This is a genomic window from Riemerella anatipestifer (genome assembly GCF_035666175.1).
Taxonomy (GTDB): domain Bacteria; phylum Bacteroidota; class Bacteroidia; order Flavobacteriales; family Weeksellaceae; genus Riemerella; species Riemerella anatipestifer_D.
Map to the genome: position 1 here is coordinate 2,032,937 of NZ_CP142016.1, position 16,788 is coordinate 2,049,724.

Sequence of the window (16,788 nt, forward strand, 5' to 3'; positions counted from 1 at the left end):
TCTGTATAGATTGAACCCAATTTTTTAATAGTATGATGATGCGTGGGGATATAGCTGAAAGCCCGACGGCGAGGCACTAGCTTTGGGATTGGGGAGCCGGCATGCCCTAATTATCACACAAAAAAATACCCCTTTACTCATCATGAATAAAGGGGTATTTTTATTAAAGAAATTTTATTATTTCAAATCAAAGCGGTCGGCGTTCATTACTTTTACCCAGGCTTTTACGAAGTCTTTTACAAACTTTTCTTTGTTGTCGTCTTGGGCGTAAACTTCTGCGTAAGCCCTCAAAATAGAGTTAGAACCAAATACTAAATCTACACGAGTGGCAGTAAATTTGGTAACGCCTGTTTTTCTATCAACAATATTATAAAGATTGCTTCCTGCTGGTTTCCAAGCGTAATTCATATCAGTGAGGTTTACAAAGAAATCGTTGGTTAGTATGCCTTCTTTATTTGTGAATACACCGTGTTTTGTGCTACCATGGTTAGTACCTAATACACGCATACCACCTACTAAAGCTGTCATTTCCGGTGCGGTAAGCCCCATAAGTTGAGCTCGGTCTAGTAGCATTTCCTCTGGAGTTACGGCATATTCTTTTTTTACCCAGTTTCTGAAACCGTCATGTAGTGGTTCTAGTGGTTCAAAAGATTCTACGTCGGTCATTTCTTGTGTAGCATCTCCTCTTCCTGCATAGAATGGAACTTCTACTTCAACACCAGCTTCTTTTGCCGCTTGTTCTATAGCAGCACTTCCTCCTAGTACGATAAGGTCTGCTAAACTGATTTTTTTAGCTAAAGTTGATTGGAATTGCGTTAAAGCATCTAATACTTTATTTAATCTTTCCGGTTCGTTGCCTTCCCAGTTTCTTTGTGGTTCAAGGCGGATTCTTGCTCCGTTTGCTCCTCCTCTAAAGTCTGAACCTCTGAAAGTTCTTGCTGAATCCCAAGCGGTATTGATAAGCTCGGTGCGAGTTAAACCTATTTGAAGGATTTTTTCTTTTAATTCTTTAACTTCTGCATCGGTAAGTGTATAATCTACCGTTGGGATTGGGTCTTGCCAAATTAAATCTTCTTGTGGTACATCTGCTCCTAAATAACGACTCTTAGGTCCTAAATCTCTATGCGTTAATTTGAACCATGCTCTTGCAAACACTTCTGAGAAATAAGCAGGGTCTTGATGGAATTTTTCCGAAATCTTGCGGTATTCAGGGTCGATTTTAAGAGCCATATCTGCATCGGTCATCATTGGGTTTCTCTTTACGCTTGGGTTAGACGCATCTACAGGCATATCCTCCTCTGCGATATTGATAGGCTCCCATTGCCACGCTCCAGCCGGACTTTTCCTAAGTTCCCATTCGTATTTGAAAAGTAAATCAAAGAAACCGTTGTCCCACTGTGTTGGGTGAGTTGTCCAAGCACCTTCTAAACCACTGGTTACTACATTAGCTGCCTTTCCGTCCCAGTGAGGGTTGTTCCACCCAAAGCCTTGTTCGTCTATATTAGCTCCTTCTGGACTTTCGCCTAAAAGAGCGGCGTTACCGTTTCCGTGGGCTTTCCCTACAGTGTGTCCTCCAGCAGTAAGTGCAACTGTTTCCTCATCGTTCATTGCCATACGCTTAAAGGTAGTACGCATATCTTTAGCCGTTCTTAATGGGTCTGGCTTGCCATCTACCCCTTCTGGGTTTACATAAATTAAGCCCATTTGCACAGCCGCTAATGGATTTTCTAAGCTATCACGGTTTTCATCAGACTCATATCTGTTTTCTGTTGCAGCTAACCATTCTTTTTCAGACCCCCAATAGATGTCTTTCTCTGGGTGCCAAATGTCCTCTCTACCACCTGCAAAACCGAAAGTCTTTAAGCCCATAGACTCATAAGCCATATTTCCTGCTAAAATCATAAGGTCTGCCCAAGAAAGTTTGTTACCGTATTTCTTTTTGATAGGCCAAAGCAAACGACGGGCTTTATCTAGATTGGCATTGTCTGGCCAAGAGTTAAGCGGGGCAAATCTTTGGTTTCCGTTGTTTCCGCCACCTCTACCGTCTGCAATTCTGTAAGTACCTGCGGCGTGCCACGCCATACGAATCATAAGTCCCCCATAGTGTCCCCAGTCTGCAGGCCACCAATCTTGGCTTTCGGTCATCAGGTTTTTAAGGTCAGTTTTTACGGCTTCTAAATCTAATTTTTTAAATTCTTCGGCGTAATTAAATTCTTCTCCTAAAGGATTAGTTTTAGTATCATGCTGATGTAGAATGTCTAAATTAAGTGCTTTTGGCCACCACTCCATTACGGAGTCTCCCATTTCGGTGTTTGAACCATGTGCTACGGGACATTTTCCTGTTGATTTTGGTTGTTCTTGTTGTCCATGTGGAAATGGACATTTTCCTGTGTTTTCCATATTTTTTTTGTATTATTTTAATAAGTTACCGATGCAAAGGTAACGGAATATTTTAATTTATAAAAATAATTAAATTTTATAATGACAATAGATTTTATAAATAATAACCCGTTGTGCATTATGAAATGAAAAAAACAAGAGTTGTTTATTAGACTGAAAATCAGTATATTGTTTTTGCTATAAAACGATATAAATGAACAACATAGAGCAAATATATGAAAGAATTTTGGAAGTTTTAGGACTTTTTTCAGAAAATCAACTGATTAGTTATCAGAGAAGAACACCTAAAATGAGCGATTTAGAAGTCATAAGTCTTAATATTACTGCTGAATACTTGAGTATTGATAGCGAATTACAGTTATTTAGAAAATTGCCAAACTCTCTGATAAACAAAATTGAAAGAAGTGTTTACAATAAGCGAAAACGAAGACTATCCCTACAAACAGAGCAAATTAGACAGCGTATTTCGATGGAGTTCAATGAGTTTGAAGATATTTTTATCGTTGATAGCATGCCAATGAAAGTTTGTGAAAACGCTCGTTCTACTCGTTCAAAAATTTGTAAAGAGCAATCCTATTCTTCACCAACATATGGTTATTGTGCTTCACAGAAATTATATTTCTATGGCTATAAACTACACGCAGTATGTTCTTTAAATGGTGTGATTAAGAATTTTGATATAAGCCCTGCATCCGTTCACGACATCCACTATTTAAAAGATATTGGTGAGCAAATGCGAAACTGTACTTTAATTGGAGATAGAGGCTATTTATCAGCAAAAGTTCAAATAGATTTATTTAACTATGCTAATATTAAATTAGATACACCAATGAGAAGTAATCAGAAAGATTATATTCCTCAATTTTCATTGTACAAGAAAAAGCGAAAACGAATTGAGACATTTTTCTCTCAACTTTGCGACCAATTTATGATTAAAAGAAACAATGCTAAAACTTTTGAAGGCTTTAAAACAAGGATAATCAGTAAAATAACCGCCGCAACGGTTATTCAATATATCAATAAATTTATCTTCCAAAGAAAATTAAATCATCTAAAAATCAGTATTATTTAAAATGCACAACGAGTTTTTGCTATAAAACGATATAAATGAACAACATAGAGCAAATATATGAAAGAATTTTGGAAGTTTTAGGACTTTTTTCAGAAAATCAACTGATTAGTTATCAGAGAAGAACACCTAAAATGAGCGATTTAGAAGTCATAAGTCTTAATATTACTGCTGAATACTTGAGTATTGATAGCGAATTACAGTTATTTAGAAAATTGCCAAACTCTCTGATAAACAAAATTGAAAGAAGTGTTTACAATAAGCGAAAACGAAGACTATCCCTACAAACAGAGCAAATTAGACAGCGTATTTCGATGGAGTTCAATGAGTTTGAAGATATTTTTATCGTTGATAGCATGCCAATGAAAGTTTGTGAAAATGCTCGTTCTACTCGTTCAAAAATTTGTAAAGAGCAATCCTATTCTTCACCAACATATGGTTATTGTGCTTCACAGAAATTATATTTCTATGGCTATAAACTACACGCAGTATGTTCTTTAAATGGTGTGATTAAGAATTTTGATATAAGCCCTGCATCCGTTCACGACATCCACTATTTAAAAGATATTGGTGAGCAAATGCGAAACTGTACTTTAATTGGAGATAGAGGCTATTTATCAGCAAAAGTTCAAATAGATTTATTTAACTATGCTAATATTAAATTAGATACACCAATGAGAAGTAATCAGAAAGATTATATTCCTCAATTTTCATTGTACAAGAAAAAGCGAAAACGAATTGAGACATTTTTCTCTCAACTTTGCGACCAATTTATGATTAAAAGAAACAATGCTAAAACTTTTGAAGGCTTTAAAACAAGGATAATCAGTAAAATAACCGCCGCAACGGTTATTCAATATATCAATAAATTTATCTTCCAAAGAAAATTAAATCATCTAAAAATCAGTATTATTTAAAATGCACAACGAGTTTTTGCTATAAAACGATATAAATGAACAACATAGAGCAAATATATGAAAGAATTTTGGAAGTTTTAGGACTTTTTTCAGAAAATCAACTGATTAGTTATCAGAGAAGAACACCTAAAATGAGCGATTTAGAAGTCATAAGTCTTAATATTACTGCTGAATACTTGAGTATTGATAGCGAATTACAGTTATTTAGAAAATTGCCAAACTCTCTGATAAACAAAATTGAAAGAAGTGTTTACAATAAGCGAAAACGAAGACTATCCCTACAAACAGAGCAAATTAGACAGCGTATTTCGATGGAGTTCAATGAGTTTGAAGATATTTTTATCGTTGATAGCATGCCAATGAAAGTTTGTGAAAACGCTCGTTCTACTCGTTCAAAAATTTGTAAAGAGCAATCCTATTCTTCACCAACATATGGTTATTGTGCTTCACAGAAATTATATTTCTATGGCTATAAACTACACGCAGTATGTTCTTTAAATGGTGTGATTAAGAATTTTGATATAAGCCCTGCATCCGTTCACGACATCCACTATTTAAAAGATATTGGTGAGCAAATGCGAAACTGTACTTTAATTGGAGATAGAGGCTATTTATCAGCAAAAGTTCAAATAGATTTATTTAACTATGCTAATATTAAATTAGATACACCAATGAGAAGTAATCAGAAAGATTATATTCCTCAATTTTCATTGTACAAGAAAAAGCGAAAACGAATTGAGACATTTTTCTCTCAACTTTGCGACCAATTTATGATTAAAAGAAACAATGCTAAAACTTTTGAAGGCTTTAAAACAAGGATAATCAGTAAAATAACCGCCGCAACGGTTATTCAATATATCAATAAATTTATCTTCCAAAGAAAATTAAATCATCTAAAAATCAGTATTATTTAAAATGCACAACGAGTTTAGCTAAAACATTTTTAGCTTCCTCTAATTTCCCGTCACTTGGAATATGATGTTCACGATCTCTGTAAAATTTGTCTGGGTGAAGCTCGCGATCTCTATAAAATTCTCCGTTCCCAAACTCAATTTGCTCTAATGAAACATCATTAAATCCCCCTACTTCCTCTACTCCTCTGAAAGAGTAAAGAGTTAAACTTCCTGCAGCTAGTACTGCGCATAAAACTAATTTTTTCATACTAAAACGTTTTTAATTTGTTAAACTTATCCCAAAGATAAAATAAATATTTCAACAATGCAAGAAATATTACTATTTTTTTATTCATAAAATAATATTTTAATTATAAAATACTGTTTATAAGAATTTTATATTACAAAAAATATTTCTTTTATTAGTGATTTTAAATGTAAAAATTACTAAACCTATTTATAAGAAACTTCTCTTTCTAGTATTATACGGGGGGGCAATATAAATCAATTTAATTTTTTCCTTATAAACCTGCTTAACTAATTGATTGCAAAACCAACAAGTTGTTTTCTTTGATAAGATTATCATCTAAAGAAATATTCTTAACCTTGTGTTCACCATTTTCATTAAAACTTTTCCAATTGTGTAGATAAATAATCTTTTGTATTACTACTCATCATATAATATTTAGGCTAATATATATTTTGAGTAAAATACAACAAAATAGGTGTTCCTATTAAGTAGGTAGCTCTTTTTTTAGCAAAAGACAAAACGGTCTTTATCAATAAAGAAGTCTAAACTTCCAAACTCTGCCACCCATTTCCAAAAGCGACCGCCTTTACTTCACCGAATTGCATTCAAAGTATCTTCGCTAAAAAAGATACCAAATTATGGAGGTGATAGTTATTGAAAAAAAATATTTGAACAAATCAATCAAAAATTAGGGGACTTACTCAAACAAACAAAGTCCGTAGTAGAAACACATCAAGCCATTTGTCAGGACAAAAAATGGTTGGACACACAAGAGGTCTGTCAGTTGTTGGGCATTAGCAAACGGACACTTCAAAATTACAAAGACCGAAATTTACTGCCTTATTCGTACATCAATCGAAAAAACTACTACAAGCGTAGCGATGTACTTCATTTATTAGAAAATCAAACTGCAAAAACTGAAATCTAATGGAACTCTATACAGAACAAACGGAAGAAATGGCTTCTTACCAAAAGCAAATACAAGAGCTTAATGAATATGTAAAGTTTTTGTTAGAGCATTTTAAACCTGTATTTAATGGGGAAATTTATTTATCTGGAAAAGAATTGTGTGAATTATTGCATATAAGCCAAAGAACCCTCCAACAATATAGAGATGATGGCTTTTTGCCTTACATTCAAATTGAGGGTAAAATTTTGTACAAAGAGAGCGATGTACTAAAAATATTGGAGAATAACTATAAGGCAATATAACGATTATCTAAAAGTTTACGAATTGTTTTTTAGCATCAATGATTATAAGGCATTGAATATTCAAAAACCGACCGCTAATCCATTTCTAAGATTGGGCTTCTTTTTGCTTCTTTTTCTTTGCCTCAGAAAGAAAAAGAAGTCCGCAAAAAATCTCAAGCGTTTTGCTTATAAAAAGTCGTACTTGTACGGCGTTATAAGCCATAGGCTTGTATCCTTTGGTTGGGTTCAAAAAAGTCTTTAAAGAAATGAGGAGTGTAGCGATAAACCTGCCTTGCAGAGATTTATCGCTTAATGACGAATGTATGTAAAGTCTTTTTTGAACCGCCCTTGCCTTACAATGGCAAAGGCTGTGTTCTATACTCTTTTAAATTCAAAAAGAACCCCCTATACTTGATAAATCCGTTTCTAAACATATCCCAAAGCAAAGAAATACCCATTTGAGCAAGGGTTGAGTTAATAAACAAATCTTGCTTGTGTAAAGCATCTGCAAGTGAACAACTCGGTGTGTCGTCTATTTCTTCGGATTGTTTTAATAAGTCGGCAAATTCATCGGTAATAAAAGGGAGTTTTCCAATGGGTTGATACTTATTAGACTTTGGTTGCTCGTGTTTACCTATTGTTGATAATATTACTTGACCACTACTCTGACTATTTCCAAAGTCAAGCCAATACAAAGGCTTATCGCGTTGAAAATAACCGCTATTTTGCGAACAATCCTTGATGATGTCCGCAATTTCAAACCTTGCTTGTACACTATCCACACACGAAATATATAAATTACTGACAATCTCGTGAGAGTTGTTTTTCTGACAATCCTTTGTGAATTTGATAGTCTTGGCTTTCCAATTTGTCCCAAAAAAGCGGTTTACTCGGTTGATAAGTGCCACCGACTTATATAAACCCATTTCACTCTCGGCAAAAAGTTGTCTGCCTAAATTGGCTTGGCTAATGGTATCATCGTCCCACAAAGTAACGGATAATCCTGCGTGTCCCAATTCTATAAGTGCCGTATTCATTCGTGCAAGGGCGGTTAAGACTTGTGAACCTGTGCCACCTGCACCAATCAAGTTGATACTAATAGGGTTAGTCACATTGATGAGGCTATTATCTGTGTAATGTATTTTATCTTTCGTTTCCATTAAAAAATATCTTTTAGGGTTTTGTTATTGGACTTTAATTCTTCTAATGGGAATTTTTCTTCTGTGTTAATAAGCTGTTTCCAAAGGCTTACGCAATTACCATTGATAGGGTTGAAATTTTGCAAATGACTGAAATAACTTTCAAAAAAAATAGGTTTCCCACGCTTGTATAAAGTCCTCTAATGAGGTCGTTTTTTTAATATCTATATTCACACTCCCCATACATACATTACCATTTTGATAAACATTAAAAAAAGGAGCATAATACAATTTTGTTTTGGCTGTGGGTCTGCGGTTAGATTTTAAAGCGTATATGCTTAAACTTTGCTTAGTCGCTTTCCATAATAACGGAGGAGTATAAGCCGTTCCGCTTGGTATCTCTAAACTTTCCACAAAATATAGGGTTCTCTTTTGTTCTTTGGTGTACCATATCAAACTGCCTTTTTTACTTGGGTTGATGTGCAGTACATTGGTGGGGATTATTCCCTTTGGCTTTAAAAAAGTTTTATCTCTTTCTTCTTTGGTGGTTAAGGCTTTCGATAAATTTTCGCTCTCCCTTACACTCAAAGGGTGGGCATTCATCATTCTGCCTTGCTGGTCAATATCAAAATGTTCTATATAAGTTTGTGATTTATTTTCGTTTTGATAAATAACAAAAGCATTTTTGGGGTAAAAAATAGGCTCTATTTGTTCGGTTAAATCTTGTATATTCTTCATTTTCTGTTAGGTTTTTAATTGAATAAATGATAGGTTTCTGAAATACTTTCAAATAGTCTTCTCTCAAAATCAAAGTTGCGTGTATCTTTTTTGTAATTCTTCGTAAAGTTTCTATAAATAGTAGGCTCGTCAATATCGGCACACTCGTTAAATTCGTTATTGAGCATTTCGTCTATTTGGTCACTTATCCAATCATCAGCTGTCGCTACAAAGCCAATGTATTTATCCATTGTTATAGTTTCATATTCTTCATCTTCTTGGTATTGGTAAGTGCTATATCTAAAAATACTTTCATTAGGATAATCTTTATACAACTGATATACTTTTTGGGCAATTTGTTTGCACTCCAAATCAAATGGAGTTTGGATTTTAAAAGTGTTTAATCGCTGTTCAAAAAAATCCAAATTATTAGCGTTTTTGATTTTTTCATACATAAGGTCGCCCATTATATTACATTCTTTAAGGGTCTGTAAGTTTCTTTTTTGTTCTTGGCGTTCTTCCTCGTTATATGGTTCATCATACCTAACCCATTCGGTCAATATCTCGTATCGGTAACATAAAAAATCATCATCATTATAATAGGGAACACCAACCCTATAAAAGTAAGCGTAAACAGACAAAAGCAATTTTGCTAAAGGTTTTGTTTTTTTATCTCTAAACATTAAATACAAAGGCTTTATCGGTATATGATATAATGAATGGTTTGTATAAAAAGTTTCTTCTTCGTTTTTTAATACCCTCAAATTAGCATAAAATTTATTTTGATGTAACTGCTTTTTTGTGTGATGGTAGGCTAAATGAACATTATACGGATAAGGTTCACTTTTAACATTAGGAGTTTCAAATCCATAATGCTCGGCAAGTTTAGAAAGGGACTTAAAAAAATCCCTTTCGTTGATACTTACTTCTTGGATTTCTACCATTTTAGGTAAAAAAACATTTCTTAGAATAGCATCGGAACTTGCTCTTTGGGTACGCTTTTTTGCTTGTCTTTTTGGACTTCGCTGTGGTCTTTGGGGCGGTGTATCCATTCCAAAAACTCCGCAAGTTGTCGGCACAATAGTTCGTTGCGTTGGGTGTTCTTCTGTGGTTGGGATAAAATTCCCTTGATGATATGTTTGTTTTGCATAATTCATTTTGTTTTATTTGATTGTTCCTTTGTTAATAAATTTCTTGTCTATGTAAAGTTTGATTTCTCCTTTTTCAAAGCCTTGCTTTAAGGCTATATATTTGATATAATCATCATACGCTTTGCCTTGAAAATTCTCGCCTATAAGGTTTTTAAAAATTACCTTAATTGATGTTATATCGCCCTTTAATATCCATTGTCCATTTTGGTGGATTTCTGCTCTGTCTTTTGTTTCCATAACATACTCATACTGTTTAGCCTTTCGTACCCATAATACTTTCAAATTTGTAAACCACACTATCCTCCTCAATTTTTGGGGTGGACACTTTCGCTGTGGTAAGTATCGGGTATTGGTTTGAATAAAAATTTAACACACTTTCCACACTCCATTGGGGATTAGGGTCTGTAAGTATCCCCCTTATAACAAAATATCTAAATTAGAATAGAATAAAAAAGCCCGAAAAAGCCCGAAAATAAAGGTGTTTTAGCGAAAAAAGCCCCAAAAAAGCAAACTAAACGAAATATACATTTAATTGAGAATAATTGAGTTTTAATTGAGTTTTTGAAGCCCTGAAAAATGCAATTAAAATGAATTATTTTAGGATTATATAAGATACACCTACAAAACCCCACAAATACCGCAAAAACGCCCCTTTTGGGGCTTTTTTTATGCTCTATAATGAGCAAATAATAACCCTTATTGGTACCGCTAACAAAATGCTATACCCCACCCCTTAAAAATTGCGTTTTTAAAGTTGGGGTTACAGTTGGGGTTACAGTTGGGGTTACAAAACTTATATTTTTGAAGCCAACTCGGATATATTTAAGTGTGAAAAAAACGCAAAAAACAGCCGTTTTTTAAAAACTCGCACCCCTTTAGTGTATTGGGGTATTTTTGTAAATAACTGATTTTTAACAAAATAATAAATAAAACGGTAAAAAAACATGTGCGTAAGCTATTAGCCCCGTACAAATGGTATTTTTTCTTACATTTTTACCCATACTACCCAGATATTACCCCGTTGCTCTATTTTGTAGCTTGCTTTTAATGGATGTGTTGTCAAGCTCTAAGCGATTGATACGCTCTTGCAATTGTTTAATTTCTTGGTGTAATAACCTGTTTTCTTCTAATAAAGCTACTTGCTTACGCAGCAGCTCTACCTCTGTATTATTACTATAACTACTTTGCCCCTCTGTCACTACTGGCGGTGGGGTTTGCTCCGTATCACTAATATAAACTTGTTTATTTTCTATATTTCCAATATTATCAATAAGCCATTTTTTAGATATTCTGTAATCTAAAGAGCTTAATTTTTCTAAAAAATCTTTAGGAAGAGCTACCTTACCATTGATAATCTGAGAAAAATATGATTTATTTTCATACCCTAATAATTTACCTATTCCCTCCTGATTATCAGCTATTTCATAACCTATCAGTAGCTGGATTGCCACTTTCACTCTATTCTGTAAATCCATAAAAAATAAAAAAGTTTATATTTATCTTGTTTATTTACTAAACTTATTTATATATTTGCATCGTTAAAACATCAAAACAATGACAAAAATAGAAGAAATATCCGAAATTGTTCGTATATGCGAACAAGAAAGGCAGACAGGGGACTACCAAACCCTTGCAAAAGCATTAGGAACCACCGTAGATGCAGCCCGAATGAGGTACTACCGAAAGGATGAACAAGCCGTGAAAATCCTCTATAGAATAATCAAACAAAGAGAGGAGCTAACCCTTGAAATATCAAATAAATAATAATATATGAGCAACATCATTACACACCCACAATTTGGGGAAATTAGAGTTAAACAAGCCAAAAATGAAATATGGTTTTGTGCGAAAGATGTATGCGGCTCATTAGGCTATGCCGATACCGAAGTTGCACTTAGAAAATTGGAAGACGACGAAAAGCTACTCCGTAAAATTTACGCATCAGGTCAGTATCGCCAATATATGTTTATCAACGAGAGTGGCTTATACGCCCTAATACTTAGAAGCAATAAACCCGAGGCTCGCAAATTTAGAAAATGGGTAACCTCGGAAGTGTTACCGAGCATCCGTAAGTATGGCACTTACAGCACCGACCCAAAAATAATGAGCCGTGCCAAGGCTCGTGCCGAGCAAAAAGTGGTAAGAGAAATGCTTTCGGAGGTAGGAAGTCATCTATCGCGTACGGATATAAAACTGGTCGCCAAGCAATGCCGCACTACGGAGTGGCAGGTGGAAAAGGTACTGCGAGGCGAAATAAAAGACACCTATATGCTCCAGCTCCTTTACGCACGAAGCACAGGCAACAAGATTTTGGAAAGTCAGTTCTACACTGCCAGCGGAGCCCAAAAACTAATGGACGAACTTAAAAATAGATAACCCATGAATAAAAAAATCACAAAAAAAGAAGACTTAGAAATAGGCAAATGCTACAGGGACGGCAATAAATTTTATTATGTAACGGGGCGTGTGGAATGTTATGAACGCTCTTTTCTAGAGGCTGAAAGTTTTCATTTCGATAACGAAATGCTCATAGATTTATCTACGCCATATATAGAAGATATAGTAGAGGAGAGTAATTTTAGGGAGATACCTCCTAAGAAATTTTTGAAGCAATTTAAAAAATTCAAAAAAGAAAAAAAAGAAAATATACTACTAGAGATGGATAGGCTAATATTAGCTGATATAGAACTAAAAAAAATACCTAAGCAATGATAACAATTACTTACCACCACTCTTTAGTAGAGAGGTATTGCATAAAAAAATATTGGTTCACTCTTTTTGGAAAAAGGCTTTTTGTTCTAAGAGGTCGAATTGCCACAAGAGAAGAAGCCCTTAAGTCTTTAAACTATTTTTAAAACTACTTTAAAATGAAAGGTTACAAATTTCTCATATCATTTGATATACAGACACAAGAGGGCGAGAGTGTTTTCAGAGAAAATCTTGTAAACACTTGCTACTACGATGAGATAACCGATGTGGAGCTACGGGCTTTTAACTATCAAAAAACATTAGATATTGTTTCAAGATTGGTTGCTCATCTGGTAATAGTGGGGTTTGAAGGGGTGCGTCAGCATCAAGTAAATCGGGGCTTTTATCAACGGGTACAGCCCTATAATTACGAGCTATATTTTCCAATAGAATCCCCTGCACCTTTGCATTATCACTCCAGTATAAAGGTAAATAATAGTATTCCTTTCGGTAGGTTGCCAATACCTCCAAACAAGCCAAATCTGAAAGAGGAATACCAATAGAGGCTAATTGATTGTAAAATTCTGAATTAGCCTCTAAAAAACGATTTTTTGATTCTTCAGTAAAAAACAAATGATACCACTCATAGAACTGAGATTTAAGAATATGCATATCACGAAAATTTAAAGTTTAGCGACACAAATTTAGTGATTTATCCCGAGCTAGTAAGACTAGTTAAGCGGAGCGAAACCGCCTCGGGAACAAAAAAAACAAATCTATAAAATGCCACACCTTTGGGGAAACATATTAGTAGTGACAAAAGACGAGCTTGTGCCTAAATATTATAAAACAATACAGGCTCTTCAAGTTAGTATTTGGCGTTACAAAAACTTGCCTTATGGTATTAAACAAGTACAGAAGGGAGGTAATGGTCGCCAAATGTTAGTTAATTTTGATACGCTCCCTAAAGAACTGCAAGAGGCAATAGGCGACCCTAGAAAAATGGAACACCCACTTTTACACTTTTGGGAGGTTAGCCCTCTAGCCACGGCTTTCTATACTACTTTTGATTTTGAGGACGGTATGCCGCTAAAAACGGAGTTCCAAGAGGAGTATATCACTAACGCCTCCGTACTTATTGCTTTACAAAAGCTGAAAGAACACAGACTAGCATTGAAGGACGGTAAAAAAGTGGGAATTACCAAGTCTCTTTGGGAGGATATGGTAACCTTTAATGATATTCTTCCGAAAATACACCACCGCCCTCATACCATGATGGTTGGAGAAAGGCATTTTGATAGACTTTTTAAAGCGTTTTTAAAAGGCGATGAAAAGGGATTTAATTTTGAGAGCCTTATTTCTAAAAAGCTCAACAATCAGCACCGCCGTATTATGACGGACGAGATGATGGAACTGCTTAACGCTATGTTTGCTGGGCAGGAGCATAAGCCGACACGCACCGAGATTGCCAATAAATATCAAGGTTTTTTGGAGGGCGAGGTCGAAGTTATCAACCATACAACGGGAGAAGTATACGACCATACGGATAGAACGAAGTACAAAAAAATATCCGAAAGCTCTATCATTGCATGGCTTGCTAAATGGGAGTACAAAATAGGAGCCTTTGCTAAAAGAAGTGGCAACCGCCAAACCTTATTACAGCAATTTGTGCCTTACCACTCTTTATCTAAAGTGAAAGAGGCAGGTGTATTAGTTTCTATTGACGATAGACAGCCTCCATTTTTCTACGATAAAGGTAAAAGAATGTGGTTTTATATGGCGATAGACCTAGGTTCTGAAGCGTGGACGACTTGGGTGCATGGAGAAACTAAAGAGGGGCTAATATTGGAGTTTTACCGCCAAATGGTAAGAAACTACACCGAGTGGGGCTTTAATCTGCCTTTGGAATTAGAGTGCGAAAGTGCGTTGAATAGCACTTTTAAAGATACTTTCTTAAAACAAGGAGCCATGTTTGAGCGTGTGAGAATAGAGGCGAACAAAGCAAGGTCTAAGCATATTGAGAGGTATTTTGGTAAGCTCCGCTATGAGTTTGAGAAAGATAAAAATGGCTGGTTGGGACGACCGTTTGCAAGGAAAGAAGACAACCAAAAAGGGGCTGGTGCGGACATCATTTTACCAAAGGAAAAAATCATCATGAACTCGCTCTACGACATTCAAAAATGGAACAATATGGAGCACAGTCGCTACGAGGGCAAAAGCCGTTGGCAAGTTTTTACAGAAATGCAATGCAAAGACACGAAACCTACCAACTGGAGAGCGATACTCCCTCATTTAGGAAGGGTTACAAGTACCTCTTGTAATGCGGGTATAGTAAGATTTAGAAGTGCCGAATATTTACTAGGATTAGGTGGAGAAATAGCTTTAGGCGACGATTTAATCAAGCTAATGAAGTATGTGGAGGGCAAGAGCTTTGAGGTGTATTGGCTTGACGGCAACGACGGTAGTCCATTAAAAGCAATGATTTATTACGATGATATGCTTTTGTGTGAATTATTACCAAAGCCAGTATATAGCCGTGCTTACCATGAGTTAGATGATACGGGTAAAATCAACCGCCAAATTATGAGTGCTTATGAAAACACCGTGAACGCCTTTATGCGTGAGCGTAAAAATGATATTGACAATCTCACGGTTATAGACCGCCGTTCTAAAATCATCGGTAACAGCTTTGTGATACCAGGTCTTGAAGCCTTTATCCCAAGCGAAGAACCAGCCAAAATAATCAATATAGAAGATGAGGAATATTCTCCACTAGAGCAACCTTCTACGGGTAGAAAGTCTAAATCTTTATTCTCAAACTTTAGCTAAAAAATAACAAATATATGGAAATTTCAAAAGAACTAAAAGAGGCAATCGTAGAGACGATGCTAAAAGATAGAGAACGCTACGGCGGAAGTGATACAGCTTATGCTAAAACACTAAATATACACGGCACTGTATTTAACCGTCTTAAAAAAGGAGAGAGAGAGCATCTTTTGTCTCCCTCCCAATGGCTAAACATCGGCAGAAAACTGCAAGTAAAGCTTGGTAAAAACACATGGAAAGCGGTAGAGACTGATGTGTATTTGGAACTGCAGGACGACTTCCGTTTTTGTCAAGAAAATGCAAAGTCGCTGATATTGGTGGACGACTGCGGTATAGGGAAAACCTATTGTGCCAAAATTCTTATTTCTAAAATGAAAAACGCCTTTTATGTAGATGCGAGCCAATATAAAAGCAAGCGTTTGTTCATCAAAGCCCTTGCAAGAGAATTAGGGAGCGGAACCACAGGTACTTATTCTGAAATACTAGAAAACCTAAAATACTACATCAATGCCCTTGGAAAAGTGTTTATCTGCATAGATGAGGCTGGCGATTTGGATTATGCCGCTTTTTTAGAGCTTAAAGGTTTAGTAAACGGTACTACGAGCAGATGTGGCTGGTATATGATAGGGGCAGACGGTTTAAGAGCTAAAATAAAAAGAGGTATCAATAATGAGAAAGTAGGCTACCGAGAAATATTTGACCGCTTTTCTGCTGAATTTAGAGGTATTACGCCCGATGATAAAGTTCAGAAAATGGACTTCTACGACAAACTTTTGAGAGATGTAGCCGTTGCCAATCTTCAAGACAAATCAAATGTAAACGCAATAGTAAGACAATGCTTTACAAAGAAAGATGACAAAGTTAAAAGCCTTAGATATTTAGAAACACTAATCAGAACTAAACAAGTAGCATAGATGAGGACAATAAGCGTAAAACAAGCCTATTTAAAAAAATTCAAAACCTTTGAATTTGACGGCATTTGGAAAGAAGTTTTTTATCAGAACCCCGAAACCACAGGAGCGTGGTTAGTGTACGGAACAGAAAAACAAGGTAAATCTACATTTGCCATAATGCTGGCAGATTATCTCACCAAATTTGGGAAGGTACTTTATATAAGTGCTGAGGAGGGCGTAAGTCTTCACTTCGTGAACCTAATGGCAAAAATAGGAGTAGATGGCGATAACCCTAAGATAAAATTAGCAGAGTTTACCCCTTTTGAGGATATAGAAGAAAGGCTTGCTAAAAGACAATGCCCTAAAATAGTTGTGATAGACAATATCACAGTTTACAAAGATGAGATTAACAAAAAAAGGGCGCTAGACTTTTATAGAAAAAATGAAGATAAGCTCATCATCTTTATTAGTCACGAGGAACGAGGACAGCCTGACACGGCAGAGGGACGCCTCTGGAAAAAACTAAGCAAAACTATAATACAAATCGTAGGTCAAAAAGCAATTTTCAAAGGGCGTGGTGTAGGTGGAGAGCTAATGATAGACGACGAAAAAGCCATGCTTTATCACGGAACCAAAATAAAAAACCAGTAATAT

The 16,788-nt window shown here is 35.5% G+C and carries 18 protein-coding genes and 2 pseudogenes; 11 read left to right on the forward strand and 9 right to left on the reverse strand.

Features of this window, described 5'->3' with window-relative positions; all coding sequences use genetic code 11:
- Positions 1 to 177: 177 nt before the first annotated feature.
- Entirely contained in the window at positions 178 to 2,400 is a 2,223-nt protein-coding gene (gene katG, locus VIX88_RS10210) for a catalase/peroxidase HPI (protein ID WP_064970548.1), read from the reverse strand.
- 193 nt (positions 2,401 to 2,593) lie between these two features.
- On the opposite strand from katG, the gene VIX88_RS10215 reads away from it, so the two are divergent.
- From VIX88_RS10215 to VIX88_RS10225, 3 genes are read left to right on the forward strand one after another with little or no spacing between them, the layout of a single operon-like run.
- Positions 2,594 to 3,472: an IS982-like element ISRa1 family transposase gene (locus VIX88_RS10215; RefSeq protein WP_127919812.1), complete on the forward strand. Its 879-nt coding sequence runs from the start codon at positions 2,594 to 2,596 to the stop codon at positions 3,470 to 3,472.
- A gap of 35 nt (positions 3,473 to 3,507) precedes the next feature.
- A complete protein-coding gene (locus tag VIX88_RS10220; protein WP_127919812.1) occupies positions 3,508 to 4,386 on the forward strand; it encodes an IS982-like element ISRa1 family transposase in 879 nt (292 codons plus the stop codon).
- Positions 4,387 to 4,421: 35 nt separating this feature from the next.
- Entirely contained in the window at positions 4,422 to 5,300 is an 879-nt protein-coding gene (locus VIX88_RS10225) for an IS982-like element ISRa1 family transposase (protein WP_127919812.1), read from the forward strand.
- Here the strand turns inward: VIX88_RS10225 and VIX88_RS10230 are convergent.
- Complete coding sequence (locus VIX88_RS10230) at positions 5,293 to 5,547, reverse strand: hypothetical protein (protein WP_064971108.1); 255 nt, start codon at positions 5,545 to 5,547, stop codon at positions 5,293 to 5,295. The two genes, VIX88_RS10225 and VIX88_RS10230, sit on opposite strands and share 8 nt — an antisense overlap.
- A 620-nt stretch (positions 5,548 to 6,167) precedes the next feature.
- Between VIX88_RS10230 and VIX88_RS10235 the strand changes: the two are divergent.
- Together VIX88_RS10235 and VIX88_RS10240 are read left to right on the forward strand one after the other, a co-directional pair.
- A pseudogene (locus VIX88_RS10235) lies at positions 6,168 to 6,457 on the forward strand (helix-turn-helix domain-containing protein).
- Positions 6,457 to 6,741: a helix-turn-helix domain-containing protein gene (locus VIX88_RS10240; RefSeq protein WP_052910108.1), complete on the forward strand. Its 285-nt coding sequence runs from the start codon at positions 6,457 to 6,459 to the stop codon at positions 6,739 to 6,741. Before VIX88_RS10235 ends, VIX88_RS10240 begins: the two are co-directional and overlap by 1 nt.
- 332 nt (positions 6,742 to 7,073) lie before the next feature.
- Here the strand turns inward: VIX88_RS10240 and VIX88_RS10245 are convergent, their stop codons facing one another.
- The 6 genes and pseudogenes from VIX88_RS10245 to VIX88_RS10270 all read right to left on the reverse strand — a co-directional run bounded on the left by VIX88_RS10245 (position 7,074) and on the right by VIX88_RS10270 (position 11,202).
- The gene (locus tag VIX88_RS10245; protein ID WP_064971109.1) at positions 7,074 to 7,880 is read right to left on the reverse strand and encodes a PRTRC system ThiF family protein; all 807 of its coding nucleotides are present in this window, start codon (positions 7,878 to 7,880) and stop codon (positions 7,074 to 7,076) included.
- A gap of 141 nt (positions 7,881 to 8,021) precedes the next feature.
- Positions 8,022 to 8,597, reverse strand: coding sequence for a PRTRC system protein B (locus VIX88_RS10250; protein ID WP_310493381.1), 576 nt, complete (start codon positions 8,595 to 8,597; stop codon positions 8,022 to 8,024).
- A 14-nt stretch (positions 8,598 to 8,611) separates the two neighbouring features.
- On the reverse strand, positions 8,612 to 9,733 hold the full coding sequence (locus tag VIX88_RS10255; protein WP_222535160.1) for a hypothetical protein: 1,122 nt from the start codon (positions 9,731 to 9,733) through the stop codon (positions 8,612 to 8,614).
- 6 nt (positions 9,734 to 9,739) lie between these two features.
- Positions 9,740 to 9,964 carry a DUF7688 family protein gene (locus VIX88_RS10260; protein ID WP_064971111.1) on the reverse strand — a complete coding sequence of 75 codons (225 nt, stop codon included), beginning with the start codon at positions 9,962 to 9,964 and terminating at the stop codon, positions 9,740 to 9,742.
- 16 nt (positions 9,965 to 9,980) lie between these two features.
- Positions 9,981 to 10,136: pseudogene (locus tag VIX88_RS10265) on the reverse strand (PRTRC system protein C); the annotation flags it as partial.
- 604 nt (positions 10,137 to 10,740) lie between these two features.
- Positions 10,741 to 11,202 carry a hypothetical protein gene (locus VIX88_RS10270; RefSeq protein ID WP_214193848.1) on the reverse strand — a complete coding sequence of 154 codons (462 nt, stop codon included), beginning with the start codon at positions 11,200 to 11,202 and terminating at the stop codon, positions 10,741 to 10,743.
- Between the two features lie 79 nt (positions 11,203 to 11,281).
- Here VIX88_RS10270 and VIX88_RS10275 point away from each other — a divergent pair, with 79 nt between their 5' ends.
- The 3 genes from VIX88_RS10275 to VIX88_RS10285 are packed head-to-tail and all read left to right on the forward strand — an operon-like array spanning position 11,282 to position 12,439.
- A complete protein-coding gene (locus tag VIX88_RS10275; protein WP_014938845.1) occupies positions 11,282 to 11,491 on the forward strand; it encodes a hypothetical protein in 210 nt (69 codons plus the stop codon).
- Between the two features lie 6 nt (positions 11,492 to 11,497).
- Complete coding sequence (locus VIX88_RS10280) at positions 11,498 to 12,103, forward strand: Bro-N domain-containing protein (RefSeq protein WP_214193849.1); 606 nt, start codon at positions 11,498 to 11,500, stop codon at positions 12,101 to 12,103.
- A 3-nt stretch (positions 12,104 to 12,106) separates the two neighbouring features.
- Positions 12,107 to 12,439, forward strand: coding sequence for a hypothetical protein (locus tag VIX88_RS10285; RefSeq protein WP_064969398.1), 333 nt, complete (start codon positions 12,107 to 12,109; stop codon positions 12,437 to 12,439).
- Between the two features lie 279 nt (positions 12,440 to 12,718).
- On the opposite strand, the gene VIX88_RS10290 is transcribed toward VIX88_RS10285, so the two are convergent.
- Entirely contained in the window at positions 12,719 to 13,087 is a 369-nt protein-coding gene (locus tag VIX88_RS10290) for a hypothetical protein (protein ID WP_064969399.1), read from the reverse strand.
- 111 nt (positions 13,088 to 13,198) lie between these two features.
- Between VIX88_RS10290 and VIX88_RS10295 the strand changes: the two genes are divergently transcribed.
- Genes VIX88_RS10295 through VIX88_RS10305 form a run of 3 tightly spaced genes read left to right on the forward strand, consistent with a single transcriptional unit; the run spans position 13,199 to position 16,785 of the window.
- Positions 13,199 to 15,244: a hypothetical protein gene (locus tag VIX88_RS10295; protein WP_214193852.1), complete on the forward strand. Its 2,046-nt coding sequence runs from the start codon at positions 13,199 to 13,201 to the stop codon at positions 15,242 to 15,244.
- Positions 15,245 to 15,258: 14 nt separating this feature from the next.
- Complete coding sequence (locus VIX88_RS10300) at positions 15,259 to 16,155, forward strand: ATP-binding protein (protein ID WP_214193853.1); 897 nt, start codon at positions 15,259 to 15,261, stop codon at positions 16,153 to 16,155.
- Positions 16,156 to 16,785 carry a hypothetical protein gene (locus VIX88_RS10305; RefSeq protein ID WP_064969402.1) on the forward strand — a complete coding sequence of 210 codons (630 nt, stop codon included), beginning with the start codon at positions 16,156 to 16,158 and terminating at the stop codon, positions 16,783 to 16,785.
- Positions 16,786 to 16,788 lie beyond the last annotated feature (3 nt).

Excerpts from the sequence above, each read along its gene's own strand:
- VIX88_RS10255 (WP_222535160.1), bottom strand. The coding sequence starts at position 9,733 with ATGAATTATGCAAAACAAACATATCATCAAGGGAATTTTATCCCAACC.
- VIX88_RS10240 (WP_052910108.1), top strand. The coding sequence starts at position 6,457 with ATGGAACTCTATACAGAACAAACGGAAGAAATGGCTTCTTACCAAAAG.
- VIX88_RS10285 (WP_064969398.1), top strand. The coding sequence starts at position 12,107 with ATGAATAAAAAAATCACAAAAAAAGAAGACTTAGAAATAGGCAAATGC.
- VIX88_RS10275 (WP_014938845.1), top strand. The coding sequence starts at position 11,282 with ATGACAAAAATAGAAGAAATATCCGAAATTGTTCGTATATGCGAACAA.
- VIX88_RS10220 (WP_127919812.1), top strand. The coding sequence starts at position 3,508 with ATGAACAACATAGAGCAAATATATGAAAGAATTTTGGAAGTTTTAGGA.
- katG (WP_064970548.1), bottom strand. The coding sequence starts at position 2,400 with ATGGAAAACACAGGAAAATGTCCATTTCCACATGGACAACAAGAACAA.
- VIX88_RS10305 (WP_064969402.1), top strand. The coding sequence starts at position 16,156 with ATGAGGACAATAAGCGTAAAACAAGCCTATTTAAAAAAATTCAAAACC.
- VIX88_RS10295 (WP_214193852.1), top strand. The coding sequence starts at position 13,199 with ATGCCACACCTTTGGGGAAACATATTAGTAGTGACAAAAGACGAGCTT.
- VIX88_RS10260 (WP_064971111.1), bottom strand. The coding sequence starts at position 9,964 with ATGGAAACAAAAGACAGAGCAGAAATCCACCAAAATGGACAATGGATA.
- VIX88_RS10280 (WP_214193849.1), top strand. The coding sequence starts at position 11,498 with ATGAGCAACATCATTACACACCCACAATTTGGGGAAATTAGAGTTAAA.
- VIX88_RS10225 (WP_127919812.1), top strand. The coding sequence starts at position 4,422 with ATGAACAACATAGAGCAAATATATGAAAGAATTTTGGAAGTTTTAGGA.
- VIX88_RS10230 (WP_064971108.1), bottom strand. The coding sequence starts at position 5,547 with ATGAAAAAATTAGTTTTATGCGCAGTACTAGCTGCAGGAAGTTTAACT.
- VIX88_RS10245 (WP_064971109.1), bottom strand. The coding sequence starts at position 7,880 with ATGGAAACGAAAGATAAAATACATTACACAGATAATAGCCTCATCAAT.
- VIX88_RS10215 (WP_127919812.1), top strand. The coding sequence starts at position 2,594 with ATGAACAACATAGAGCAAATATATGAAAGAATTTTGGAAGTTTTAGGA.
- VIX88_RS10300 (WP_214193853.1), top strand. The coding sequence starts at position 15,259 with ATGGAAATTTCAAAAGAACTAAAAGAGGCAATCGTAGAGACGATGCTA.
- VIX88_RS10270 (WP_214193848.1), bottom strand. The coding sequence starts at position 11,202 with ATGGATTTACAGAATAGAGTGAAAGTGGCAATCCAGCTACTGATAGGT.
- VIX88_RS10250 (WP_310493381.1), bottom strand. The coding sequence starts at position 8,597 with ATGAAGAATATACAAGATTTAACCGAACAAATAGAGCCTATTTTTTAC.
- VIX88_RS10290 (WP_064969399.1), bottom strand. The coding sequence starts at position 13,087 with ATGCATATTCTTAAATCTCAGTTCTATGAGTGGTATCATTTGTTTTTT.